General features: G+C 57.2%; 15 protein-coding genes and 1 pseudogene. 12 read left to right on the top strand and 4 right to left on the bottom strand.

Features of this window, described 5'->3' with window-relative positions:
• Window positions 1–274: 274 nt before the first annotated feature.
• Entirely contained in the window at window positions 275–2,305 is a 2,031-nt protein-coding gene (locus tag NQ491_RS05275; RefSeq protein WP_026089754.1) for a transketolase family protein, read from the top strand.
• 832 nt (window positions 2,306–3,137) lie between these two features.
• On the opposite strand, the gene NQ491_RS05270 is transcribed toward NQ491_RS05275, so the two are convergent.
• Entirely contained in the window at window positions 3,138–4,415 is a 1,278-nt protein-coding gene (locus NQ491_RS05270; protein ID WP_019246559.1) for a UDP-N-acetylmuramoyl-tripeptide--D-alanyl-D-alanine ligase, read from the bottom strand.
• A 107-nt stretch (window positions 4,416–4,522) separates the two neighbouring features.
• The gene (locus NQ491_RS05265) at window positions 4,523–5,608 is read right to left on the bottom strand and encodes a mannose-1-phosphate guanylyltransferase (protein WP_019246558.1); all 1,086 of its coding nucleotides are present in this window, start codon (window positions 5,606–5,608) and stop codon (window positions 4,523–4,525) included.
• 322 nt (window positions 5,609–5,930) lie between these two features.
• Here NQ491_RS05265 and pssA point away from each other — a divergent pair, with 322 nt between their 5' ends.
• The 3 genes from pssA to NQ491_RS05250 all read left to right on the top strand — a co-directional run bounded on the left by pssA (window position 5,931) and on the right by NQ491_RS05250 (window position 10,229).
• Window positions 5,931–6,638 (top strand): CDP-diacylglycerol--serine O-phosphatidyltransferase, encoded by a 708-nt coding sequence (pssA, locus tag NQ491_RS05260; RefSeq protein WP_019246556.1) that lies wholly within the window; start codon window positions 5,931–5,933, stop codon window positions 6,636–6,638.
• 165 nt (window positions 6,639–6,803) lie between these two features.
• Window positions 6,804–8,813 carry a putative porin gene (locus tag NQ491_RS05255; RefSeq protein WP_019246555.1) on the top strand — a complete coding sequence of 670 codons (2,010 nt, stop codon included), beginning with the start codon at window positions 6,804–6,806 and terminating at the stop codon, window positions 8,811–8,813.
• Between the two features lie 30 nt (window positions 8,814–8,843).
• Window positions 8,844–10,229 carry an MltF family protein gene (locus NQ491_RS05250; protein ID WP_019246554.1) on the top strand — a complete coding sequence of 462 codons (1,386 nt, stop codon included), beginning with the start codon at window positions 8,844–8,846 and terminating at the stop codon, window positions 10,227–10,229.
• A gap of 203 nt (window positions 10,230–10,432) precedes the next feature.
• Here NQ491_RS05250 and NQ491_RS05245 read toward each other — a convergent pair whose 3' ends face one another.
• Window positions 10,433–11,230 (bottom strand): formate/nitrite transporter family protein, encoded by a 798-nt coding sequence (locus tag NQ491_RS05245; protein ID WP_019246553.1) that lies wholly within the window; start codon window positions 11,228–11,230, stop codon window positions 10,433–10,435.
• A 337-nt stretch (window positions 11,231–11,567) separates the two neighbouring features.
• Between NQ491_RS05245 and NQ491_RS05240 the strand changes: the two genes are divergently transcribed.
• The 8 genes and pseudogenes from NQ491_RS05240 to NQ491_RS05205 all read left to right on the top strand — a co-directional run bounded on the left by NQ491_RS05240 (window position 11,568) and on the right by NQ491_RS05205 (window position 23,285).
• On the top strand, window positions 11,568–12,128 hold the full coding sequence (locus NQ491_RS05240; RefSeq protein WP_019246552.1) for a 30S ribosomal protein S16: 561 nt from the start codon (window positions 11,568–11,570) through the stop codon (window positions 12,126–12,128).
• A gap of 14 nt (window positions 12,129–12,142) precedes the next feature.
• Window positions 12,143–12,673, top strand: coding sequence for a ribosome maturation factor RimM (locus NQ491_RS05235; RefSeq protein ID WP_019246551.1), 531 nt, complete (start codon window positions 12,143–12,145; stop codon window positions 12,671–12,673).
• Between the two features lie 540 nt (window positions 12,674–13,213).
• Complete coding sequence (locus NQ491_RS05230; RefSeq protein WP_051013001.1) at window positions 13,214–16,561, top strand: SusC/RagA family TonB-linked outer membrane protein; 3,348 nt, start codon at window positions 13,214–13,216, stop codon at window positions 16,559–16,561.
• Window positions 16,562–16,604: 43 nt separating this feature from the next.
• Window positions 16,605–18,311 carry a RagB/SusD family nutrient uptake outer membrane protein gene (locus NQ491_RS05225; protein WP_019246549.1) on the top strand — a complete coding sequence of 569 codons (1,707 nt, stop codon included), beginning with the start codon at window positions 16,605–16,607 and terminating at the stop codon, window positions 18,309–18,311.
• 25 nt (window positions 18,312–18,336) lie between these two features.
• On the top strand, window positions 18,337–19,278 hold the full coding sequence (locus NQ491_RS05220) for a substrate import-associated zinc metallohydrolase lipoprotein (protein ID WP_019246548.1): 942 nt from the start codon (window positions 18,337–18,339) through the stop codon (window positions 19,276–19,278).
• A gap of 35 nt (window positions 19,279–19,313) precedes the next feature.
• Complete coding sequence (locus NQ491_RS05215) at window positions 19,314–20,753, top strand: DUF4302 domain-containing protein (protein ID WP_019246547.1); 1,440 nt, start codon at window positions 19,314–19,316, stop codon at window positions 20,751–20,753.
• A gap of 370 nt (window positions 20,754–21,123) precedes the next feature.
• Entirely contained in the window at window positions 21,124–22,047 is a 924-nt protein-coding gene (locus NQ491_RS05210; protein WP_019246546.1) for an alpha/beta fold hydrolase, read from the top strand.
• A gap of 632 nt (window positions 22,048–22,679) precedes the next feature.
• Window positions 22,680–23,285, top strand: a pseudogene (locus NQ491_RS05205) (DUF4948 family protein).
• A 190-nt stretch (window positions 23,286–23,475) separates the two neighbouring features.
• Here the strand turns inward: NQ491_RS05205 and ppdK are convergent.
• Window positions 23,476–26,214 (bottom strand): pyruvate, phosphate dikinase, encoded by a 2,739-nt coding sequence (ppdK, locus tag NQ491_RS05200; protein WP_026089751.1) that lies wholly within the window; start codon window positions 26,212–26,214, stop codon window positions 23,476–23,478.
• Window positions 26,215–26,340: the final 126 nt, after the last annotated feature.

Raw genomic sequence — 26,340 nt, 5'->3', positions numbered from 1 at the left:
GCCAATTTGCTGCCAAAACGGACGAAAACGCTCCGTTTTCGGTCCGTTCTGTCCGGGTCGCCTGCGGGCCGCTGTCCGGCGAGGCGCCGTCGCAGGCTCTGTTCTGCATTGGCCGGATTTGCGGCACGGAGGCGATACCCGGAGCGGAACGCCTCGGAACGAGGAGATTATTTGCAGAGTCGTTTTTTTTATCTATATTTGTTTCAATGTATCGATGCTCCGGCACGAAGTTCTAAATCATTCATTCCAAAACAAATAACTTACTGATCTTCAAATGAAAGACTTAACAACAAAGGCTGCGGACAATATCCGGATTCTCGCAGCGTCGATGGTGGAGAAAGCCAAGTCGGGCCATCCCGGCGGAGCGATGGGCGGAGCCGATTTCGTGAACATTCTCTACTCCGAGTTCCTGCGGTACAATCCCGACGACTCGCGCTATCCGTTCCGCGACCGCTTCTTCCTCGATCCCGGCCATATGTCGCCGATGCTCTATTCCGTACTGGCTTTGGCCGGCTATTTCAATATGGATGAGTTGGCGGCGTTCCGGCAGTGGGGCAGCCCGACGCCGGGTCATCCCGAGGTCGATCTCGACCGCGGAATCGAGAATACCTCGGGCCCGCTGGGGCAGGGCCATGCGATGGCTTTGGGTGCGGCGATCGCCGAGCGTTTTCTCGTAGCTCGCTTCGGCGACTGGATGGCGCACAAGACCTACGCGTTCATCTCCGACGGCGGTATTCAGGAAGAGGTTTCTCAGGGCGTCGGCCGCATCGCCGGGCATCTCGGGTTGAGCAACCTGATCATGTTCTACGACTCGAACAATATCCAGCTTTCGACCAAGGTCGAGGAGGTTTCGACCGAGGATATCGTGGCCAAGTACGAGGCTTGGGGCTGGAGCGTCATCAGTATCGACGGCAACGATCCCGCCGAAATCCGTCAGGCTCTCTCCCGCGCGGTGGCGGAGACCGAAAAGCCTACGCTGATCGTCGGCCATACGCTGATGGGCAAGGGCGCCGTCGGCAAGGAGGGCGAGGATTTCTCGAACAAGGTTTCCACGCATGGACAGCCTCTGTCGGCCGCGGGCGGCGACATTGCCAAGACGGTGGCCGCGCTGGGCGGCGATCCGGAGAATCCGTTCGTGATTTTCGACGACGTGAAGGAACTGTATGCGCGTCGCCGCGAGGAACTGAAAAAATGGTACGCGCTGCGCCGCGAGGAAGAGTCGATCTGGCGCGCTGCCAATAAGGAGCAGGCCGCCGAGCTCGACCTGTTCCTGTCGGGCAAGACGCCGGCGATCGACTACTCGCAGATCAATTGCGGCGACAACGTGGCTACGCGCGCCGCTTCGGCCGCCGTGCTCTCTTATTTGGCCGAGCATGTGCAGAACATGGTCGTCGCTTCGGCCGACCTGAGCAACTCGGACAAGACCGACGGTTTCCTGAAGAAGACCCATGCGATGCGCAAGGGCGATTTCACCGGCCGCTTCCTGCAGCCGGGCGTGGCCGAGTTCACGATGGCCTGCATCATGAACGGAATGGCGCTTCACGGAGGCGTGATTCCGGCTTGCGGGACTTTCTTCGTCTTCTCCGATTACATGAAGCCCGTACTGCGTCTGGCTGCTTTGCAGCGTCTGCCGGTCAAGTACGTCTGGACGCACGACTCGTTCCGCGTGGGCGAGGACGGTCCGACGCATCAGCCGATCGAACACGAGGCTCAGCTTCGCCTGATGGAGCAGTTGCGCAACCATCGCGGCGAGCGTTCGGTCGTCGTGCTGCGTCCTGCCGATAGCTACGAGACGGTAGCCGCATGGAAGGTCGCTATGGAAAACGAGCGTCCGACGGCTCTCGTACTGTCGCGTCAGAATATCAAGAACCTGCCGGCCGCCAGCGGCGACCGCCGCAAGGAGGCGATGCAGCTCGTCAAAGGAGCTTATGTCGTTATGGATTGCGAGGGTACTCCCGACGTGATCCTGCTTGCAAGCGGCTCGGAAGTGGCGACGCTTGTGGACGGTGCCGAAAAGCTGAAGGCCGACGGCGTGAAAGTCCGCGTCGTGTCGGTTCCGTCGGAAGGTCTGTTCCGCGACCAGAGCAAGGAATACCAGCAGAGCGTGCTGCCCTGCGGCGTACCCAAGTTCGGTCTGACCTCGGGCCTGCCCGTGACGCTGGCCGGTCTGGTCGGCTGCGACGGCGAGATCGCCGGACTCGACCATTTCGGATACTCGGCTCCGGCCGGCGTGCTCGACAAGGAGTTCGGTTTCTCGGGCGAGAAGGTATACGAGAAAGTGAAGGCCATGCTGGCCAAGAAATAGCGGTTCGCCGCGAGATGTCTGCCGGAGGCCGGCCCTTTCAAGGGCCGGCCTCCGGTCGTTTCGGACATAAGGGCCGGAAGCTGCCGGCGGGTCGCTGCGCGTGTCTTGCTTCCGTGCTGTCCGGAGCCGGAGTTTGTCTTGCCGTATGGCAATATATATACTTCAGTCGTACCTGCTTTCGAGTTCCCGATGTTTCCGGTTTTCGCATGAAGTCTTTTCCGACGGAAGGGGTTTATGGTAGGGGCCTCAGTAGGATACGCGACCTGCGAACACAAGCCGCGACTGACAGATATGGAGATTCCGTGTGTAACCAACCTGGTACGTTGAAATATATGATTGCCTCTGTGTCCGTATTCGCCGGAATCGGGAAGAGGCGATGCAGGGCCGATTCCGGGGGGCGGAGGTCGCTCGCACTTCCGTAGGTCTGTGCCGGGCATTTGTCGTTCGGCCGGCAGATTTTCCGCCGGGGCTTGAGCCGCGACCCTAAGCGCTTTCACGTAGAGGCTGTATGAGGGAAACGGGAATCTTTGTACCGCGTTTGGCTTTGCGCTGTTCTCGGTCCGAGACGGTTCCGCCGTAATAGGGAACGTATGGAAGACGAGGCGGGGATACCGGAGCGATTTCATGCGATCTTGCGTAACTATCGGCAGGGCGTAGCACGGCAACCGGGCGCTCGCCGCGATGGTTGCGCAATTGCTCTATCGGAGGCGGCACGGCATGCGCCGTCGCCGTACCGCATGTACGATAAGGACGGAGCTGACAATGTTCGCGGAAATGAGGATCGTGAGCGGTCCGGTCGCGCAGGCTGCCGAACGGGCTTTCCTGCTTGCGACTACAACTTCTCGGCGATCTTTTCCAGACGATTCGCGCGCGAGCCTTTGACGAGTACGAGCCGGTTACGGATCGGATGCTCGTCCAAATATCGGGCGAGCGCTTCCGTGTCGGCAAAAGTCCGGTAACGGCTTCCCCGGGCCGCTTCGGCGAAATGTCCGCCGACCAAATAGGCTTCCTCGATCCCGCCCTGCTCGAGTCGCTCGACGACGGTCCTGTGCTCGACGGCGGCATAGGGACCCAACTCGCCCATGTCGCCCAGTACGACCGCTTTGGGGCGCGGATCCGCCTCGCACAGGAAGTTGTCCAGCGCGGCCTGCATGCTCGAGGGGTTGGCGTTGTAGCAGTCCGAGATCAGCGTGTTGAATGCGGTTTGCCGCTTCTGCGACCGGTTGTTGTCCGGATCGTAGCTCTCGATGGCCGAGACGATCTCGGCACGCCCGATCCCGAAATAAAGGCCGACCGCTATGGCGGCCGCGATGTTGCTGCGGTTGTAGTCTCCGACCAAACGAGTGCGGACGGGCAGGCCGTCCCATCGCGCTTCGACGAAGGGTTCTGTTCCGATCGCCTCGGGCGCAGAGTAGGAAATAGCCCGCAGTCCGGGGCGCGATTCGACCATCGTTTTCAGACGGTCGCTGTCGTTCAGCCAAAAGGCGGTCCCTCCGTTTGCAACCAGGAAGTCGAGCAGCTCGCCCTTGCCCCGCATCACGCCCTCGATGCCCCCGAAGCCTTCCAGATGCGCCTTGCCTATGTTCGTAATCAGCCCGTAATCGGGCCGGGCGATCGAGCAGAGCAGCGCGATCTCGCCGGGGTGGCTCGCTCCCATCTCGACGACGCCTATCTCGACCGAGCGGTCCATGGCGAGCAGCGTCAGCGGCACGCCGATATGGTTGTTCAGATTGCCTTGCGTGACGGCCGTGCGGAACTTGCGCGAGAGTACCCGACCGACGAGCTCTTTGGTCGTGGTCTTGCCGTTGCTGCCCGTGATGGCGAGGATCGGAATGCCGAGCTCGCGGCGATGCCGGGCGGCCAGTTCCTGCAGGGCGGCCAGCGTGTCGGGGACCTCCGCGCAACGGTCCGGCCAATGTTGCCGGAGGGTTTCCGCTACGGACGGGTCGTCCACGACGGCTGCCGCAGCCCCGGCTTTCAGCGCGTTTTCCGCATAGCTGTTACCGTCGAAACGCTCGCCGTGCAGGGCGAAAAACAACGAATCCGGGACGATGTGCCGGCTGTCGGTCGAAATCCGGGAATGCCGGCGGAAAAGTTCGTATAGTTCCATGTCGAGTGTGAAGCGAATTGTCGTCGAGTTCGGTGTGCAAGCGGAATCGTCGCTCGGCATCCTTGCCGGGCGTCTCGTCCGAAAGCCGCACGTCCTCGCGTCGGGGGTCAGATGAAGCGGTCCCCGATCTTGAACTTGACGTCGTCGATGAATTTCTTGATGTTCTGTTCGCCCGATTTGGGACAGATCATCAGCACGTCGCCGCTGTCGACCACGATATAGTCCTCGAGGCCCTCGATCACGGCCAGTTTGCCTGCCGGAACCTTGACGATGCAGCCTTTCGTGTCGTAGAGCATGTTTTCGGCCGGAGCGACGTTCCCGTCGGCGTCCTTGGCCGAATGCTGGTAGAGCGAACCCCACGTTCCGACGTCCGACCAGCCGAAATCGCTGCAGCGTACGTAGACGTCGCCGGCTTTCTCCATAATGCCGAAGTCGATCGAGATGTTCCGGCACTCGGGATAGATCCTTTCGATGCTTTGCTGTTCCTGCGGAGTGCCGTAACTCGGAGCGATCGATGCGAACATCTGGTGCATGTCGGGCAGCAGTCGCTCGAAGTTTTCCATGATCGCATCGACTTTCCAGATGAATATGCCCGAGTTCCAGAAGAATTCGCCGCTCTCGACGAACGAGCGCGCCAGCTCCAGGTTGGGCTTCTCGGTGAACGTCTTGACCTTGTACACGTCTTTTTGCTCCAGCCTGACCTGATTGTCGACCTGTATGTAGCCGTAGCCGGTGGCCGGACGGTCCGGGCGGATGCCGATGGTCATCAGGGCGCGTTGCCGCTCGGCGAACTCCGCGCTTTCGACGATCGCCCGCCGGAACTCGTCCTCGTCGAGGATCAGGTGGTCCGACGGCGTGACGATCATCGTCGCGTCGGAGGCGGCCACGCGGAGCCGCCAGGCTGCATAAGCGATACAGGGCGCCGTATTGCGTCCGACCGGTTCCGAGAGAATCTGATCTTCGTCGATTTCGGGGATATGTTCCAGTACCAGCGGCTTATAGCTGCCGTTGGTGACGACCAGAAAGTTTTCGGGCGGGACGATTTTGGCGAAGCGCTCGTAGGTGTGCCTGATGAAGCTTTTGCCTGTCCCCAGCATGTCGAGAAACTGTTTGGGCATCGTGCGGCGGCTGATCGGCCAGAACCGGCTTCCGATCCCGCCGGCCATGATGATGCAGTAGCGGTTGTTGTCCATAAAAGTCGAAGGCGAGATTTATTATTACAATGATAAGGCATTTTCTCCGGATTGCCAAACCTTTCGGCGTCCTCCGGCCTCATGGGAAAAAAGGCGTTGAGGCGGACGAGCGCCCGCGAGTCCTCGCTTTTCGGCAGCACGGGGCGGCCCGCTGCGTTCGGCGCGGCGAAACGGATTGGATTTTGAAATTTAATTTCTATCTTCGCATATTCGCCCTGAGGAACTTCCGTCCGGAAACTGTCCGCGAGCTGCGCGGTTTGCTCGGCGAGCTTCGCTCCTCCGTTTCGGGACCGGTCTGCGGACGCTAACATCGGATGACCGTATGAAATTGAGACTGTTTACTTTCCCCAATATTCTGACCCTTTGCAATCTGCTTTCGGGTTGCGCGGCCGTGATCTTCGCTCTCTGCATCAACGACCTCGAGCAGGCTTTCTGGTGCGTGCTGGTCGCTGCCGTATTCGATTTTCTGGACGGATTCGCCGCCCGCCTGATGGAGGTTTCGTCGCCGGTCGGCAAGGAACTCGATTCGCTGGCCGACATGATCAGTTTCGGTCTGGCGCCCGCCAGCATTCTCTATTCGATTTATGTGGCGACGGGAGGAGACGAGCTGTCGGGCTTTGCCGTGTTCATTCTGGTCGCTTTTTCGGCTCTGCGGCTGGCGAAGTTCAATCTCGACGAGCGTCAGGCTACCGAGTTCATCGGACTTCCTACGCCGGCTTGCGCGATGTTTTTCGCTTCGGTGGGGTACATCATGCAGCAGAACGCTGCCGCGGCGCCTCCGGTCGCAGCTATTGTCGCCTCCGTCGTTTTCTCGCTGCTGCTGATCAGTCCGATACCTATGTTCGCTCTGAAGTTCAAGCATTTCGATTTCGCGGGCAACGAGCTCCGCTATATCTTTCTGGGTATTTCGCTCGTGTTGCTGGGACTCTATCAGGTCCGTGCCCTGCCGTTCATCATTCTCGCCTATATTCTGGTTTCGATCGTACGCTTTCTGATCCGTCGCGGTAAAAGTCCTAAAATCAGCGCATAGCGGCTCTGTCTGTTGCATGTGTAATATTTTTGCTACCTTTGCCGTTACTTTGTGAAATTGCCGTAGCTGATGTCCCTGAGTTTGAGAAGGCGGGTCGTGAAATGGTCGTTCGGAACGATTCTTGTTCTGAGTGCCTCTGTCGTATCCGCCCAAAGGCCTCTCAATATGAACGACTACGATCTCAGGAACCAGTACGGGACCATGCCGGGTCTGAACGACCGGAATCCTAATCAGATACAGTACGGAAACATAGGAGGAGTGGTCGATAACAACGCTCCTCAGGAGGCCGATACGACCCAGAAGCCGCCGAAGATACGCAAGCCGCTGGAGTCCTATTTCTTCGACGATTCGACTCGCTCGCGACAGAGCTTCGCATGGAGGGTCAATCTCGAACGGAACGACGTCGCGATCATCGAGGTCGACACGGCGCTCAACGGTTTCCAGAACGATTATCCGTTTTTGCAGAACAACGTGGGCTCGGCCATGCTGGGCAATATGGGCGGCGCTTCGGTTCCGCTCGATTTCTTTCTGAGACCCCAATATAGCGACTTTACGTTCGCTCAGGCTTTCGACGCTTATCTGATGACCCCCGAGCGGGCGCGGTTCTTCAATGTCAAAAAGCCGTTCACCCACCTTTCCTATTTCATGTCGGGCGCTACGCAGCATCTGGAAGAGGGCCTGTGGGTCACGCATGCCCAGAACGTTTCGCCCTCGACGGGTTTCAATCTGGACTACAAGAGCCGGGGAACGCGCGGCCAGTACGAATGGCAGGGCGCGAGGGAGAAAAATCTTTCGCTCGCCTTTTCGCATACGGGCAAGAAATACAGCGTTCATGCGGGTTACATCTATAACATGGGAAACCTGAAGGAGAACGGAGGTATCCTGCGCGACCGCGATATAACCGATACGGTATTCGAGCGTCCCGAGTTGCTCGACGTTCGGCTCAACGATGCCCGGAATCTGTTCAAGAACAATGCGTTCTATGTCGTCCAGTCGTATGGCGTGCCGCTGCGCCAACTGACCGACGAGGATTTCTCGATCGCCCGGAATTCGACGATCTTCTTCGGTTATTCGTTCCTGTACAGTCGCTTTTATAAAAGGTATACCGATACGAAAGCGGAAAGCGGCGATTTCTACGAAAACTGGTATGTCAGTCCCGAACGGTCGTACGACTCGATTTTCGAGAGCCTGCTTTCCAACCGCTTGTTCGTGCAGATTCAGCCGTGGGACCGGGACGGAGCCGTCGGCGTGATCAACGCCGGGATCGGGAACGACGCCCACCATTACTACCAGTTTCGCTTGCAGGACTACATGGGTTCGAACGAGGGAGTGAATCGCAACAGCACCTATGTCTACGGTTCTATAGAGGGAAACGTGAAAAGATATCTGGATTGGAACGCCGACGTGAAATTCCACCTGTTCGGCTACCGGAGGCAGGACCTTTCGGTGGGAGGCGACGTGGCGTTCAAGGTATATGTGAGAGGACGACCCATGACGCTGAAAGGTAGTCTCAGGCACGAAATTCGTACGCCGGGCTACTGGACGGAAAGTTATTTCTCTAACCACTTCGTGTGGAGCAACTCTTTCTCCAAAGAGTCTGAAACCCGTTTTTCGGTCACGTTCTCGGCTCCTCAGATCGGGCTCGAGCTCGGCGGCTACCAAAGCCTGCTGGGCGACCGTATCTATTACGGCGCCGATCAGTTGCCGGCCCAGTACGGCGGAACCGTGACCGTTTCGGGCTTGTATGCGCAAAAGGATTTCCGCTTCGGCGGACTCCACCTGAATCACAGGGTATTGTATCAGTATAGTTCAGCCGAGGAGGTTGTGCCTGTGCCTGCGATCAGTGCGTATCTCAGTTATTACTTCGAGTTCAACGTCGTGAAGAACGTGTTGCGGCTCCAGCTCGGGCTGGACGGCCGCTACAACACGTCGTACTATGCCTTCGGGTATAATCCGGCGACGGCGCAGTTCTACAACCAGCGCGAGAAGAAACTGGGAAACTATCCGATGATCGACGTGTTTGCCGCGGCCAAGTGGAAACGCATGCGGATACTGATCAAGATGCAGCATCTCAACGAGAACATGTTCGGGGACCGGAACTACTTCACGGTTCTCCACTACCCGCAGAATCCGCGGATGTTCAAGCTGGGGATCTCCTGGAGCTTCTACGACTGATCGGGAAAGCTGCCCGCGAACTTCAATCGTATGATCCAAAATCATTGTGTATCGATCAAACAAGCAACCGTTCTTTTTTTCAGTTCGTTTCTTTTGGCCGCCTGCGGCGAGCCGCAGCTCCGGACGAGCGTCCGCGAGAAGGGCCGGCTGACCGTCGTCATGGATGAGCCTTTGCCGGGGTATTTCGTGTTCGGCGGCGAAAGCTACGGCTATCAGTACGACCTGTTCAAGGCCTATGCCGATCATCTGGGCGTCGAGCTGCAGGTCGTGCGGAGCGAGCGCCCTTCCGAGTACGACGCCATGCTGGCCGACGGTCGGGCGGATATCGTGACCGCGCTTTCGGACCATGCGGCGGAGATCGCCTCGGCCTCGGCCGTTCCCATTTATCATACGTCCTATGTTCTGCTCGCGGGCAAGAGGAAAGCGGACGAGATTCGGAAGAAGAAGCGTTTCGAGCTGATTCCTTGCATCCGCGAGGGAAAAGTATTGATTTCTTCCGGCTTCAAGAGCACCCGGGCGTACAGCATGCTGCTCGACTCGCTTTCCCGCACGGCCGAAGTATACGTTTCGTCGCGCAATAGCTTCGAGTTGATCGGCGCGCTGGGCGACGGCCGATACGACTATCTGATCTGCGAAATGAGCGAGGCGCAACTCGGTTGCGCGTTTCAGAAAAACGTCGCGCAAATCTACCGGTTTGCCGAGCCGGTGGCGCTCAGTGCCGTCGTATCGCCGCAGGATACTTCGCTGCGGAGCGATTTCGAGGCATGGCTCTCGCATTTCCGCAACAGCGGGGAGTATGCGATGCTCAACTATCTTTATTTCGAGAAAGGGATCGTCCGTCAGATGCTGGGGCGCGGTCTGAGCGCCGCCCGGGGCGGAGGAATATCCGTGTACGACGAGCTTTTCAAGGAGGTGTGCGAGCGGGAGGGATACGACTGGCGTCTGATGTCCGCCATCGCTTACAGCGAGTCCCGGTTCAATCCGATGCTCGTCTCGAGCAAGGGGGCCTGCGGACTGATGCAGGTGATGCCCCGCGTCGCCCGTCAGCTCGGCTTCAAGGGCAGCGTGATGGACCCTGCCAGCAATATCCTGCTGGCGGCCAAGGTGCTCGGCAAGATCGAGAAATCGCTCGACTTCGGCCCTTCCGCTTCGGAGATGGACCGTCTTCGGATCGTACTGGCATGCTATAACGGCGGAATCGGTCACGTGATCGACGCCCGGAATCTCGCCCGGAAGTACGGGGGCGACCCCGACTCGTGGACCGACGTCTCGCATTACCTGACGCTGAAGTCCGATCCGGCCTATGCCGAGGACGAGATCGTCCGTCACGGGCGGTTCGTAGGGCGCCAGACGCTGGCCTTCGTCGACGGCGTGATCGATCGTTACAAAACTTATTGTTCGAGTGTCGGACGATAAGAGTGTCCGGCTGTGGATATGGAGAGCGCCGTGCCCGGTAGCGGGTGCGGCGCTCTTGCTTTACGCCCGGGGAGAGTTCGTGCGGGCAGGGGCGGAATCTTCTTCCCGGTGCGGGCGGCAGGGGGGCGTTCGGCGCTGTCTTCTCCGCTCGTCTTGTTCCGACTGCAGGTCTGCGTGCGGGTCTTTGGAAATTTCGGGGCTGGCTACTCCTTCGCCTTTCCCGTTCCGTAGACGTACCAGTAAAGCCCTCCGACGAAGACGGCTCCTCCCGCGACGTTGCCGAGCGTGGCCGGAATCAGGTTCCTCCCGATGAACTCGCCCCAGCCGACTTCGGCCCCCTGCATCATGCCCAGCGGAATGAAGAACATGTTGGCGATGCTGTGTTCGTAGCCGATCGCGACGAAGCACATGACGGGAAACCACAGGCCGAGAATCTTGCCGGCCGCGCCGCGCGAGCACATGCCGAGCCACACGGCCAGACATACGAGCCAGTTTGCGCCGATGCCTTTCAGCAGTACGACGTGCCACGGCATGGATACTTTGGCCAGAGCGATGTTCCGGATCGCTTCGTTCCACGGCTCCGAGGCCGCGACTCCGGTCAGGTAGACGAAAAAGTAGGCGAACAGCAGCGCGCCGGCGAAATTGCCGAGATAGACGAGCGCCCAGTTGCGTGCGACGGCTTTCCACGGATACCGGCGGCCGAGCGCTCCCGGAATCAGGACGGCGTTGTTGCCCGTGAACAGCTCCGCTCCGGCCAGAACGACCAGAATCAGCCCGAGCGGAAACATGGCGCCCGAGAGCAGCTTTTGTAAACCCGGATTGCCGGCGGCCGCTTGTGCGAAGCCGTAGCCGACGAGCAGCGACAGCGTGCCGCCTATGGCGATGTAGGCTCCGGCTAGCGCGGCCAGTACGAGCGTTTTGCGCGTTCCGAGCTTCGTTTTGGTCAGGGCGGCCTGTTCGGCGGCGGCCAGTGTTTCGGCAGAAGACAAGGTTTCCTTCATGATTGGGTGGCGATTGGTATATATGTGCCGGGCCCGATGCCCGTCATGCAAAAGTAGTCGTTCGGGGCTTTCGGAGGGTCGTTCCGGTCCGCCAGTTATCAACAACTTGCCGTCAAAGACGGGCGTCGGCCGCTCGACGGGACGAAGCCGGGGCGGCCTCCCTTCTGAGGCAGGGAATGTTCCGTCGATTCAGGCAGGGCCGACGGCCCGTTCGAACGCGAAACGTCTGTCCGAGAAGAAAAAAGACGATCCGCGCTTTGTTAAATCGCCAAAAAGAACTATTTTTGCACCCTGCTTACGCTATTGTAGGTTGTGTATAACTTTAAATTTTTTCAAAATGCCTGTAAAAATCAGATTAGCACGTCGCGGTAAGAAGGGCTATCCTTTCTACCATATCGTCGTTGCAGACAGCAGGGCGCCACGAGATGGTAAGTTCATCGAGAACATCGGGTCGTATAACCCGAACACCAATCCTGCCACAATCAACCTGGACTTCGAGAAAGCCCTGGACTGGTTGCAGAAAGGCGCTCAACCTACCGACACCTGTCGGGCCATCCTTTCCTATAAAGGGGTGCTGATGAAGAAACACCTGCTCGGCGGGGTAAGCAAGGGCGCTTTCACGCAGGAAGCCGCCGAAGCGAAGTTCGCCCAGTGGCTCGAGCAGAAGGCCGGCAAGATTTCCGCCAAGGAGTCGAAGCTTTCGAGCGACAAGGCCGCTGCCGTTAAGGCCCGTTTGGAGGAAGAGAAGAAAGTGAAGGAGGCTAAGGAGAAGGCTCTCGAGGCCAAGCGGGCCGAAGCCGCTGCCGCGCAGGCCGCCGCCGAGGCCGAGGCTGCTGCCGAGGAAGCCGCTTCGCAGGAGGAGGCCCCTGCTGCGGAGGAGCCCGCCGCCGAGGCTTAGTCCGACCCGAGGCCATGTCGGGAAATGCCAGCGTAGCCGTCGCCCGCGTGTCGAAGTCTTTCGGCTCGGAAGGGGAGTTGCTGGTAAGCCTTTTCGATACGTTTCCCGACGATTTTGATTTGAGGGAGCCGCTGTTCGTCGAGATCGACCGACTGGCGGTCCCTCTTTTTTGCGACCGTTTCGAGCGTCGCGGGCGCAACGGAGCGCTGGTCGTCTTCGCCGATTTTTACAGCGAGCGCCGCACGGCCGAGCTGATCGGCCGGGAGCTTTTCCTATGCGGCGGACGATTGGCGGACGGCGAGGAACCGCCCGGCGACGGGCTCGTCTATCTGGAGGACCTCGTAGGACTCGAGGCTTCGGTCGGCGATGCGTACGGCGGAGTCATCGAAGAGTTCATCGACGGCGAGAATCCGCTGTTTCTGCTCCGGATCGACGGCCGGGAAATCTATGTGCCGGCCGTCGACGAGTTTATCGTGGAGACCGATCTGGAAAACGGAGTGATCCGTTTCGACCTGCCCGACGGGCTGATCGATCTGAACGATTGACCGCTTGGGACTGTTCGATGTTTCCGGGTTCGGCGATATGCCGTAGCAGGGATGTGCGGCGCTTGTCTGTCGGTCTGCGTCGAAATTTTTAGATACCCCCTTGACTTTTCAGGGCTTATGTTTTTGAAAAATGGATAATTCGGGGGATACCCCCTTCCTTGGAATACCTTGTGTCGTTTTTTTGCGGATAAAAAGAGCTAAGAATCGGACGAATAACCGTATCCTGGAATATTTTTTCGGATAAAAAATTAACAATTCCGTAAATTATTGTTACCTTGCGCAGGATCGCAGAATATGTTGATTGATAATTTGTTAGGAAAACGTCTCGGAATGTGATAAATGTTCTGCGATGTGGGCGTTGTTGCTGTCGAATCGTAATGATCGGCGGAGTTTTTCGGACGGAATTATAATCCTGGCAGGACTTGCTGCCGGGATATCCGTGCCGGAAAAAGGCGGTAACAGAAGAGGGGAGGTTATTCTGGGAGGGAGATTGAGGTAAAAAATGGAAGGAAAATACTATTGGTTCTAAACAATTAATTTATGAAAAAATCTTTACTGTTATTAATCGTTTTTAGTTTTAGCTTCTGTGCCCTTTGGGCCCAGACTAAGATTAGCGGTATCGTGACCGACGCGGGGAACGGGGCGCCCATAGGCTATGCTACCGTTGCCGTGAAGGGAACGGCGGTCGGCGTCACGACCGATGCGAAAGGCGCATATACGATTCCCATTCCGAAAGGGACGCAGAACGCTACGCTGACGTTCAGCTTCGTCGGCTACGACCCGCAGGAGGTCGTCGTGGGCAATCGCACGAAAATCGACATAGCGTTAAAGAGCTCATCCGTAGATATCGACGAGGTCGTCGTCACCGGTTATCAGAACCTCAAGAAGCAGACCTTTACCGGTTCGTCGGTCAAGCTGAACGCGTCCGACCTGAACGTGGCCGGTACGTCGGACATCAGCCGTATGCTGGAAGGCAAGGCGGCCGGCGTATCGGTGCAGAACGTGTCGGGTACGTTCGGTGCCGCGCCCAAGGTGCGTATTCGCGGCGTCGCGTCGATCACCGGCGACAACAAGCCGCTGTGGGTCGTCGACGGTGTGGTGCTGGAGGATATGGTGAACGTGTCGAACGACCAGCTCTCGAGCGGCGACCCGACGACGTTGCTGGGCTCTTCGGTGGCCGGTATCAATGCCGAGGACATCGAGACGTTCGACATTCTGAAGGATGCCGCCGCTACGGCCATGTACGGCGCCCGCGCGATGAACGGCGTGATCGTCATCACGACCAAGCGGGGCAAGAGTACGCAGCTCGGCGAGCCGATCGTCCGCTACCACGGCGACTTCACGATCCGCACGAAGCCCTCGTACGATCAGTACAATATCATGAACTCGTTCGACCAGATGTCCGTCAATGCCGAAATGGAACGCAAGGGGTTGCTCACCTCGCAGATCGTCAATCAGTCTTCGTCCGGTATGTACGGCATCATGTGGAATTTGATCCATTCTTATGATGAATCGAAAGGTCAGTTCGGTTTGGAAAATACGAAAAACGCCCGCGAGGCATTCCTTTATAAATATGCTTTCGCCAATACGGACTGGTTCGACCTGCTGTTCCGCAATTCGCTGATCCAGAACCACAGCGTCAGCATCTCGGCCGGTACGGAGAAGTCGAAGACCTATGCTTCGGTAGGCTTCATGAACGATGCGGGCTGGACGGTGGCCAACGATAAGGTGGACCGCTACACGATGTCGTTCCGCAACGACTACACGATCAGCAAGAAGGTTTCGACCGCCTTCGCCGTCAACGGAATGTACCGCAGTCAGGATACTCCCGGTACGTTCGGCCGTCAGACCGACGTCGTGACCGGCGAGTACAACCGCGATTTCGATATCAACCCGTTCAGTTATGCGCTCAACACGAGCCGCGCGCTGCGTCCTTACGACGAGAACGGCAACCTGGAGTACACGACACTGAACTACGCTCCGTTCAATATCTTCGACGAGCTGAAGTACAACCGCATCCACATCGACGTAGCCGACCTGAGGTTGCAGGGCGAGCTGAACTATCAAATCATCAAGGGGTTGAAGTATAGCTTTATCGGAGCTTTGCGTTACGTGAAGACCGATACCGAACACCGGGTGCACGAGAAGTCCAATGCGGCCAATGCCTATCGGGCCGCCGGCAACTCGACGATCCGCGAAATGAATCCCTACCTGTACCGCGACCCGAACGATCCGTCGGCCGAGCCGGTGGTCGTGTTGCCCTACGGCGGTTTCTACAACCGCGACGAAATGTCGATGAGGGCCTATGACGTGCGTAACTCGCTTTCGTACAACAAGGTGTTCGACAACGGCGTCCGGACGCAGGAGCTCAATGTGCTGGGCGGCGTGCAGGCCAAGTTCGCCGACCGCCACTTCAACTCGAACAGCGGTTACGGCTATCAGTACGATTACGGCGGAGTGGTAGCGATCGATCCGAAGCTGTTCGAGATGCTGATCGCTCGTCAGTTCCCTTATTATAGTATGACGCAGACATACGACCGTCAGGCCGCCTTTTATGCGAATGCCGACTATACCTACGACCGTCGCTATTCGGTTTCGGCTACGTTCCGTTACGACGGAAACAACGGCCTGGGAAGTTCGAGCTCGGCCCGCTGGTTGCCTACGTGGAACCTGGGAGCCCGCTGGAACATCGCTAACGAGAAGTTCATGGAGAATGCCGAGAAGGTGGACGTGATGGGCCTGCGCCTGAGCTACGGTCTGTCGGCCAATACGGGTCTGGCGACCAACTCGAGCGTCGTGTATCGCTACAACGAGGTGTACCGCCCGGGAAATACCGAGAACGGCATGGTGATCGAGGAGCTCGAGAACAAGGACCTGACGTGGGAGAAGAACTATCAGTTCAACGTCGGCTACGACCTGACGATGTTCGACGGTCGGCTGAATTTCAGCTTGGACTACTATAACCGTCAGAGTTTCGACCTGATCAACCTGATCAAGGTGTCGGGTATCGGCGGCAACATGTGGAAATACGCCAACTATTGCGACCTGAGCGCTTACGGCTTCGACGTGACGTTGGGCGGTACGATCATCCGGACCAAGGACTGGAGCTGGACGGCCAACCTGACTTTCGGTTATTCGCACAACGAGATCAAGAACGCGAAGAACGAACCTCAGGTCTGGGATATGGTACGTCAGGAGGGCGGCAACAAGAACGGCTATCCGGTGCACAGCCTCTTCTCGATTCCGTTCGCCGGGCTCGATCCCGACAGCGGTATCCCGATGTTCTACGACCAGGACGGCAATCTGACGACCGACGTTTACATGCAAGGTACTGAAACCGACTTCCTGAAGTACGAGGGTACGGTCGATCCGAAGTACACCGGCGGTCTGAATACCACGGTCCGGTGGAAGAACCTGTCGATGAACCTGTTCTTCAGCTTCGCCGCAGGCAACGTGGTTCGTCTCGACCCGGTTTTCCGCGATACGTACAGCGACATCAACGCCCTTCCGAACGACTTCAAGAACCGGTGGGTGAAATCTGGAGACGAGTTGAAGACGAATGTTCCGTCGATTGCCGACCTGCTGACCGCGTCGATGGAACTGGGCAACGCCTATCCGTATAACAACTACAACTACTCGGACGTCCGGGTGGCCAAGGGCGATTTCATCCGCCTGAAGTCCATCTCGTTCGCCTATGACGTGCCGTCGAGCTGGATCCGCAAAAGCCATTTCTTCAAGAGCGCCTCGATCCGCGTGACGGGCAAAGACCTTTGGCTGCTTTACTCCGACAAGAAGCTGCACGGTCAGGACCCCGAGTTCTACAACTCCGGCGGCGTGGCCATGCCTATTCAGCCTCAGGTCGTATTCTCGCTCGATCTCGGGTTCTGATCTCGAATGGAATTATTAATATAGAATAAAAAAAGAACCATATATGAAAAGGATTTTCAAACTCGCTTCGATTTTGGGTCTGGGAGGGCTCGTCGCCGGTTGCAACAGTTTCCTCGACAAGGAGCCGGACAACCGCGCGTCGATCGACAACCTGGACAAGGTGAGCGCCCTGCTCGTCTCGGCCTATCCCAATCGGACGAACATGTCGCTGCTCGATCCGCGTTGCGACTATATCGTCGACATGGGCGCAACGCTCGACGGCTCGCAGCCTTCTTCTTCTTTCGATTTCGTCGTCAGCGGTTTCATGTGGGACGAGTACACCCGTTCGGAATCGAGCAACGATACCTACGAGCAATACTGGACGTCCGTTTACGAGGCCATTTCGGCGGCCAACCATGCGCTGGCGGCTATCGAGACGCTTCCTACCTCCGAACAGGCGAACGCAGGCAAGCAGCGCGCCGAAGCCCTGATGACCCGGGCATACAATCATTTCACGCTGCTGACGATGTATGCCAACATGTTCGACTCGAAGTTCGCGGACGTGAACACCAATATGAATCCGGGCGTTCCGTACGTGACCGAGCCCGAGGACGTCGTGATCAAGTATTACGACCGTGGCACGGTGGCCGGCACGCTGGAGAAAATCAAGAACGATTTCAATCAGGCCATCCGGGATATCGGCGGGAGCGCCGACTACGCTCAGCCCAAATATCACTTTACTCTGGATGCGGCCAACGCGTTCGGGGCCCGTATGGCGCTTTATACGGGCGACTACGGGGCGGTGATCGCCTATGCTAATGCGCTCGGACTGCCTACGGCCTCGAAGCTGAACGAAATGACCGAGGACGGAGAGCCGGTCAAGAATGACGACGGGACTCCCGTGCTTTACGTAGCCGAGGACGATGCGGCCAACATGTATTGCCTGAACAATATGAACGACTGGAATACGATTGCCGCTACGGGCTCTGCCGACGGCATGCGGATGGGCTTCTCTGGGACCAGCGCGCCGGGCAATCTGCTGATTTCCGAATGCGTGACCGTTATCGTGCGCGGAACCGCGGGTACGGCTTACGCGCGTCACGGCGTCAACCGGGCGACGATGATCGAGATGCTGTACGGCTCGCCGACGGGAGTCTATCTGAATCAGCCCGCTTTCAGCTATTCGGGCGACGATACGTTCATTATCCCCAAGTTCTACGAGGACTTCAAGATGGATAACGTGCAGGCTCAGACAGGGCTTCCGTATGCGAAGATTCCGCTGCTTCGCCGCGAGGAGGTGCTTCTGGCCCGTGCCGAGGCGTTCGCTCTGACGGGCCGCTATCAGGATGCGCTGAACGACCTGAATATCTGGACGGCCCTTCGTGCCGATGCGACGGAGTACGTATACGGAAAGCATGTCCTCTACAAGGATCTGCTGCTTTCGCATTACAGTGCGGACCTGGCCAATGAGGACCATTTCATCAACAGCCGTTACAATGCGTCCAAGTTCACTGCTACCGGCGACGAGCTGCGTTTCCAGAAGGCGTTGATACTCGCCATCCTGGATGCCCGGAAGCTGGAATTCCTGCGCGAAGGCATCCGTCATTTCGATATTCTGCGCTGGTTCATTCCTGTTTATCATGCGACAGCCGACGGGCAGCGCAGCGAGCTGACTCCGGAGGACGACCGTCGGGTGATTCAGTTGCCTCAGGTCGTGTCGCTTTCGGGAGTCGAGCAGAATCCGTGGAGCAACGTAGGTGCATGGTATTAAACAATCAATGAAAACAGATCGTTTTATGAAAAATATGAGAATAGCATTGTTGCTGATGGCCGTCGGTCTGATGTCCGTCTCCTGCGAGGAGGAGAAGCTGGATACTTCCATGAGGATTCCGGGCTTGGGCGGCGAAGAATACATTCCCAACGAAATCGACGAGTGGCTGTACGACAATTTTACGGCTCCGTACAATATTGAAGTGATCTATCGTTGGGACGCGTCGCAGGTGCAGTCGTCGTGGCTTCGCCCGATCGTTCCGGTCGAGGAGGATTCCGTCGTGACTTTCATGACGGCGATCCGGGACGTTTGGTTCGAGCCCTACGAGCGGGCCGTGGGCGATGTGTTTCTGAAGAAGATGACGCCCAAACAGGTCGTGCTGGGCGGTAGCGGCGAGTACCAGTTCGGCGCGATCAAGCTAGGTCAGGCCGAAGGCGGTCTGAAGATTCTGCTGCTGAACGTCAATAATTTCGATCGTAGCACGGATATTTCCGATCCGGAGCAGGAAACGTCGCCCGAGGGCGCCAACTGCATCCGTCAGTTCCTGCATACGATCGAGCACGAGTTCGCCCATATCCTGCATCAGACGACGATGTTCGACAAGACGTACGAGTCGATCAGCGCCGGCAAGTACAATCCGACGGGTTGGACCGACGTCGAATACGCCGAGGCTCAGTCTTTGGGCTTCATTACGCCTTATGCCATGTCGGGCAAGGACGAGGACTTCGTCGAAATGATCTCGGTCATCATGGTGTACGGCCGGGAGTGGTATGACGATATGGTGCAGAAGACCTGCTTCCAGAACGGCAAATTGGTCAACGAAACGGCCTACGACGCTTTCACCCGGAAAGAAGCGATCGTCGTCGACTATATGAAAAACGTCTGGGGTATCAAGTTCTATGACGACGCCGAGGGCAAGGGTATCGTTACTTACGTGCAGGAGGCGATCGAGCAGCAACTCGACTAATCGGAACCTTATGGACAATTTAAATGAGATCAAATATGAAAAGAATTATATATCTGCTGATTCCGGTATTGATTGCCCTGACCGTACTCTCCTGTAAAAGGGATTACGACGACGATTACATGGGCAATGTCGATGAACGGCTGAACGCGACGCTGACCGCCTATCAGAACGAACTGACGTCGGCCGAGCACGGTTGGATGGCCAACATTTCCACCAGCGAGGGTATCTATCGCTTCTGGATGAAGTTTTACGTCAACAATGGCGAGGTGATGAACGACCTGAAAGGAAATCGGGTCACGATGATCACCGACAATATGAATTACGATTACAGCGGAGTGAACGGGGGGACGGCGGTTCCGGGAACCTCTTCCTTCCGTCTGAAGGCGTTGCAGCGTCCTACGCTGATATTCGACACGTACAGCTATCTGGCCGTGCTCTGCGATCCGGACGACAGTGTCAGCCACGGGTCGGGCAATCAGGGGCTCCAGACCGACTTCGAGTACGAGATCGCCTCGTATGAGGACAGCGTTTTCACGCTGCGCGGCCGCACGCACCGCGCTAATGCGACGCTGGTCAAAGCGACCGCAGAGGAAGAACGGGCCGCCAGTCAGGCGGGTATGGTGAGGTCGATCGAAGCGCTGTCGAGATTCATCGCTGCCCAGAATTATTCCTACATCGAAACCCAGAAGTACGGGCCTGTGCTGTTCAATTTCAATCTGCGCTCGATGAGTACTTCCTACGAGGCCGCCGACGGGAAATCGCTGGTCCATTCCGACGTGACGGACTCTTATGTCGATTTCGATCAGAACATCATTCTGCCCGAACCGATCGAGGTGGCCGATCAGGTGGTCGTTACCCGTTTGAACTGGAATTCCAGAACCTCGAAATACGAAGTCGTACTGGCCGACGGCTCGACGACTCCGCTTCTCAGTGCCACTTATTCTCCGATTCCTCTGTCGGTGTGGATCGGTCCCGAGTACAATCGGGAGTATAACATGACCGGTATTCCGATCAGTTGGGTGGACGTGATTTATCAGAACTATCCGTTGATGGGGCAATATCTCGCCCTCTATGCCGATCAACTGATGGATTTCGGGCTGGAGCTGGCTCAGGTGAACCTGTATTTCCGTCAGAAATCGGACGGAAGCATGTACATGGAGCTGATGCCGTTATTCTTTCTTCCTAACGATGACTTGTACGGCGCCAGCTACAACTTCGACATGGCCATGCCCGAGCCGGGCGTACTGAGGTTGGGTAACTATACCTGCCCGTTCGACGCCAACGGCTTTAACACGACTTTCTTGGAAGCCGGCGCCGGCAAGGAATTGCTCGATGCACTGGCAGGCCAGACTTTCGAAATGGACTGGTTCGGTACGTTGAGCTCTACGTCCGGCGAGAAGATTCCGTTGATCTATTGGGAATGCAAATCGAATCCTTCGTTGGTCATCGTGGGCTATCCGGAGGTTGACAGATAGACAATCTGAATATCGTTGAGATACGGAGGGACGGCCGCAGGCCGTCCCTCCGTTTTTATGAATAACTTACGGCCGGAACAGAAAAGCCGTTTTTAATATGCGTAAGCCGCCGGTATAGGCATGCGATATCCGCGCCGGGTCCGATTCTGTAAAAGAAGGAGCTTTTCCTCTTATCGCTTTGCGGCGGAGTTTCTGTCCTGTACGGGAATAGGTTTTTCGTTCGGACGATAAACGGTGCAGCGATACGTTTATCTCAAAGAAAGATTAGATGGCGTCTTATGAGAGCATTCGGCGGCGAGGCGGAACGCGAGGTACGGACCTTCCTGAAAACGGAAATAATTTTGCTATTTTTGTTAAAACGGCTTGACAGATGAAAAGCATTTTATGGTTGTTTGTCGCTTTGATCGGATATGTACGGCTTCAGGGGAAGGAAATGACCGTTACGACGACCGACAGCGTCCGGCTTTATGTGAAAGTGAAGGGGCAGGGACCGTACTTGCTTTATGTTCACGGAGGGCCCGGATCGGGTTCCTATTGGCTCGAAAAGTTCTCCGGCGATTTTCTTGAACGACATTTTACGATGGTCTATCTGGACCAGAGGGGAACCGGACGTTCGACCGGTCCGGCCGACGGGGACTACTCGATGGAAAGAATGGTCGAAGACTTTGAGCAGGTGCGCAGCGTCCTGCATATCGACCGATGGCTTACGCTGGGGCACTCGTTCGGGGGAATCCTGCAAATGGGGTATGTGGAGCGAGTTCCCGATGCGATCGAAGGAATGATCATGCTGAACTGTACGCTATGTATCGAGGATAGCTTTGAAAACGGCTGGTTTCACAGAACGAGGGAACTGCTGGGGAAAAGCCGGTGCGCGTTCCTGAAAAACGATTCCCTTTCCGATATGGAAAAATTAGCGATAGCCGCCGGCAAGCTCGAGGAGAAGGAACTGCGATGGAAGATATTTTATGCTTCGCCGGAAAGCGATGCGGAGATGAACCGGTCGTTTCAGGAAATTCCCGATTTCAATAACGATTTCAGCGGCGAGTTCCGGTCGTTTCCGGAATATTTCCGGGACTACCGTCCGGCCACGGCCGGGGTTGAGATACCCGTCCTGTTTTTTTACGGTAAGACCGACTGGAGCGTCGGCCCGCGACATTACCGGAAAGTGCGTTTCCCGAATATGATTCTGTGGGGAAGCGACGTCGGACATATGCCGTTTCTCGAAAACGGGGAGGACATGCAAAAAGCCATACTCGCTTTTCTGGAAAAGAACGGTTTGTCCGATAGGAGGTAACCGTTAGGACATTTCCCGTTCGACCGGCCGACGAATATGCATTGTCCGAAGCCGCTTTCCGCATAAAGGCGGCATCGGATTTCGCGTCCGGAACGAGCGTAGCGAACGGTGCGTTTCAATATCGCCTGAACTTGTCCTGTTTGAACGGATTGTGAACCGAAACGTGTACATAAGGTGCAGATGCGTCTTTCCCGAAAGATGGCGACCGTTGTTTATCGGCATTATAAGGCTATGGGTTTGATGGAAGGCCGGCCCTTGAATTCTTCCGTTGAATCTTCTTTTAGAATGCTTGACTTGGAAGTTGTGTGGGCGGAAATTTGAAGCCGCCGATCAATACCGATAGTTCGATACGTTATCCCGATCGGGGGCATTCTGCTCATTGGGAACGAGCGGACATCATACGGATAAGATGGCTTAGCTTCCTGAAAGCGAGTCGGCCGCTGAATCTTCGCAATGCGCACGGAATGGCACTAATAGAATAGGCGGGTTTGCGAGCGGGGCGTCCGAACGATCGATGACGCGCCCGGAGCATGTCTGCCGGTTGTGTTGTCCGTCATCTTTTTCGGGTTTCTGTTTCTCAGAATATGCCGAAATCCGCGAAAGATCCGGTAAACGTCGATTTTTAGTCGTATATGAGAACTCTTGCGATGGTCTTGCTTCTGGCGAGTCTGTTTGCCGCGGGCTGCGGAACTTCCGTGCCTCCGTCGGACGGGGAAATGATACGGTTGTTCCGCACGCACGAGGCAGCGTTCAACCATGTGTATGAAATCATTTCGGAGAAAACGGAAGGCAGCCATTACTATCCGCCGTCCGAGTTCGATTCCATATTTATACGGGAACTTGCAGCCGCCGAGGGCCTGTCCTGCGGACTTCAGGGGCTTTACGGGGAGGATTCCTCGTATTTGCACGGGTTGTTCCCTCCGGACCGGGCGCTGCTCGATTCTTTGCTGGCGGTGACAGGCTGCGAGCTCGTCCGCTTTTATAGGCGGGAGTGCGGGGAGGACTCGGTCGAACTTAGCCTGACTATGGTGCATTACTCTCATGGACTTTCCGTTTCGGGAACGGCCAAATGTTTTGTTTGCGACCCCGGCTTGAGAAATTGTCCGTAGGTACGTATCGCAGAGCAGGGCGACTTGAACGAAATCTACCGCAGGACGTTCTGCGATACCACGCTATGCGAACCGATCGAGGGAAATTGGTACATTGAGCCGGATCATGAGAACTGGCGATGGCAATAAGCGGAGAATGGAACGGTTGTCGGCCCGTATGTTTAGGCTCTGCCTATGCGATTCCGGTCTGAACCTATCTCCCTCCGCGATGCAAATACGGACGGTACGATGTCGGGCGCTCGCTTATTTCGCTTTCATGAATTGAATAAGGGCGGCCCGGTCGGGCCGCCCTTTCTTCTGTCTGGCATGAAGTCGTTTCTTACTTCTCCCCGCCTTGTTTCAGCACCGCATGCGCCGCTGCAAGACGCGCGATAGGCACGCGGAACGGAGAGCAGGAGACGTAGTTCAGTCCGGCATAGTGGCAGAACTCGACCGAGCTCGGTTCGCCGCCGTGCTCGCCGCAGATGCCGCACTTGAGTTCGGGCTTTACACCGCGGCCCTTGAATACGGCCTCGCGCACGAGCTGACCCACGCCGTCCTGATCGAGTACCTGGAACGGGTCGTGTTTCAGGATGCCCTTTTCGAGATAGACGGGCAGGAACTTGGCTACGTCGTCGCGCGAGAAGCCGAGCGTCATCTGCGTCAGGTCGTTCGTACCGAACGAGAAGAATTCGGCCTCTTCGGCGATCTCGTTGGCCGTGACGGCTGCGCGCGGGATTTCGATCATCGTGCCGATCATGTAGTCGATCCGGTCGTTGCGTTCGGCGAATACGGCCTCGGCGGTGTTCTTGATGACTTCTTTCTGGTTGCGGAGTTCCTTCACGTTGCCCACGAGCGGCACCATGATTTCGACGTGCACGTCGATGCCCTTGTTCTTGCGCGTATTCAGCGCAGCCTCGAGAATGGCGCGAGCCTGCATCTCGGTGATCTCGGGATAGGTGATTCCCAGACGGCAGCCGCGATGACCGAGCATCGGGTTCGCCTCGGCCAGCGATTCGACCTTGTTCTTGATCGTTTCATAGGGAACGTTCAGGTCGGCGGCCAGCTCTTTCTGTTCCTTCTCGAAGTGGGGCACGAACTCGTGCAAGGGCGGATCGAGCAGGCGAACCGTCACGGGCAGGCCGTTCATCGCTTCGAACAGGCCCTCGAAGTCGCCCCGCTGGATCGGGAGCAGCTTGGCGAGCGCCTTGCGGCGTCCGGCCTCGTCGTCGGCGAGGATCATCTCGCGGACGGCCTTGATGCGGTCGCCTTCGAAGAACATGTGCTCGGTACGGCACAGCCCGATACCCTGCGCTCCGAAACGGAAGGCCGTTTTCGCGTCGCGCGGCGTGTCGGCGTTAGCGCGGACCTTCAAGTGTGCGTACTCGTCGGTCAGTTCCATCAGCTTGGCGAAGTCGCCGCTCACTTCGGCGTCCTTCGTAGCCACCTTGCCCTCGTAGATGATGCCCGTCGAGCCGTCGAGCGAAATCCAGTCGCCTTCCTTGTAGGTCTTGTTGCCTACGGCGATCGTGCGGGCCTTGTAGTCGATCTGCAGGTCGCCGGCGCCCGATACGCAGCATTTGCCCATGCCGCGGGCTACGACGGCTGCGTGCGAGGTCATGCCTCCGCGCGCGGTCAGGATACCGTTGGCCGAGTTCATGCCCTTGAGGTCTTCGGGCGAGGTTTCGATGCGGACGAGGATCGTCTGCTTGCCCTCGGCGGCCCATTTTTCGGCCTCGTCGGCGAAAAAGACGATCTGGCCCGTAGCGGCTCCCGGGGAAGCGGGCAGACCCTTGGCGATGATGTTGGCCTTTTTGATCGCGTTCTTGTCGAATACCGGGTGCAGCAGCTCGTCGAGCTTCTCGGGCTCTACGCGCAGTACGGCGGTCGGAGCGTCGATCACGCCCTGACGGAGCATCTCCATCGCGATGCGGACCATTGCGGCGCCGGTACGCTTGCCGTTACGCGTCTGGAGCATCCACAGCTTGCCGTTCTGGATCGTGAACTCGAGGTCCTGCATATCCTTGAAGTAATCTTCGAGATGCTGCTGGATTTCGTTCAGCTCCTTGTAGGCGGCAGGCATCACCTCTTCGAGCGACGGGTACTTGAGCGCCCGTTCGCTCTCGGAAATGCCTTGCAGTTCGGCCCAGCGGCGCGAGCCCTCGATGGTGATTTCCTGCGGCGTGCGGATACCGGCTACCACGTCTTCTCCCTGAGCGTTGACGAGGTATTCGCCGTTGAAAATGTCTTCGCCCGTAGCGGCGTCGCGCGTGAAGGCCACGCCCGTAGCCGACGTCTCGCCCATGTTACCGAACACCATCGCCTGTACGTTCACGGCCGTTCCCCATTCGGCGGGGATGTTGTTCAGCTTGCGGTACAGGATGGCGCGCTCGTTCATCCAGCTGCTGAATACGGCGCAGATAGCGCCCCAGAGCTGTTCCCACGGATTGGTCGGGAAGTCCTTGCCCGTGTTTTTCTTGATCGCGGCCTTGAAGCGTATGACCAGTTCCTTCAGGTCGTCGGTCGTCAGTTCGGTATCGTTCTTGACTTTCTTCTCTTCCTTGATCGCGTCGATGATCTCCTCGAACGGATCGACGTCCTCCTTGCTCTGCGGCTTCATGTCCAGCACGACGTCCCCGTACATCTGCACGAAACGGCGGTACGAGTCCCATGCGAAGCGCGCGTTGCCGGTTTTCTTGGCCAATCCTTCGACGGCCTCGTCGTTCAGTCCGAGGTTCAGGATCGTGTCCATCATGCCCGGCATCGACGCGCGGGCTCCCGAGCGGACCGACAGAAGAAGCGGGTTGCTGCTGCTGCCAAACTCCATGCCCATGTTCTTCTCGACGCCTTTCATGGCGGCCTCGACCTCGGGCTTGATCATCTTGATGATCTCTTCCTTGCCGTGCTGATAATATTCGGTGCAGACTTCGGTGGTGATCGTAAATCCCGGAGGAACAGGTATTCCCACCAGGTTCATTTCCGCGAGGTTGGCTCCCTTTCCGCCGAGCAGCTCCCTCATCTTTCCGTTACCTTCCGCCTGCTTGTTGCCGAAGGTATAGACTCTTTTAACGTTTGGCATCTTTTCCTGAATTAAGAATGATGTGTGATTAATAAATATTTTTAACAACCAATGTTCTCTTACTAAATTCTTTACGGGTCGTTTGAAAGTCCACAAAAGTACGTTTTTTTTTTAGAACATGCAAGG

The sequence above is a fragment of the Alistipes ihumii AP11 genome (genome assembly GCF_025144665.1).
In the GTDB taxonomy this organism is placed as follows: Bacteria; Bacteroidota; Bacteroidia; order Bacteroidales; family Rikenellaceae; genus Alistipes_A; species Alistipes_A ihumii.
The sequence above is the reverse complement of the archived record's forward strand: the minus strand, read 5'-3'. Positions and strand labels throughout refer to the sequence as shown.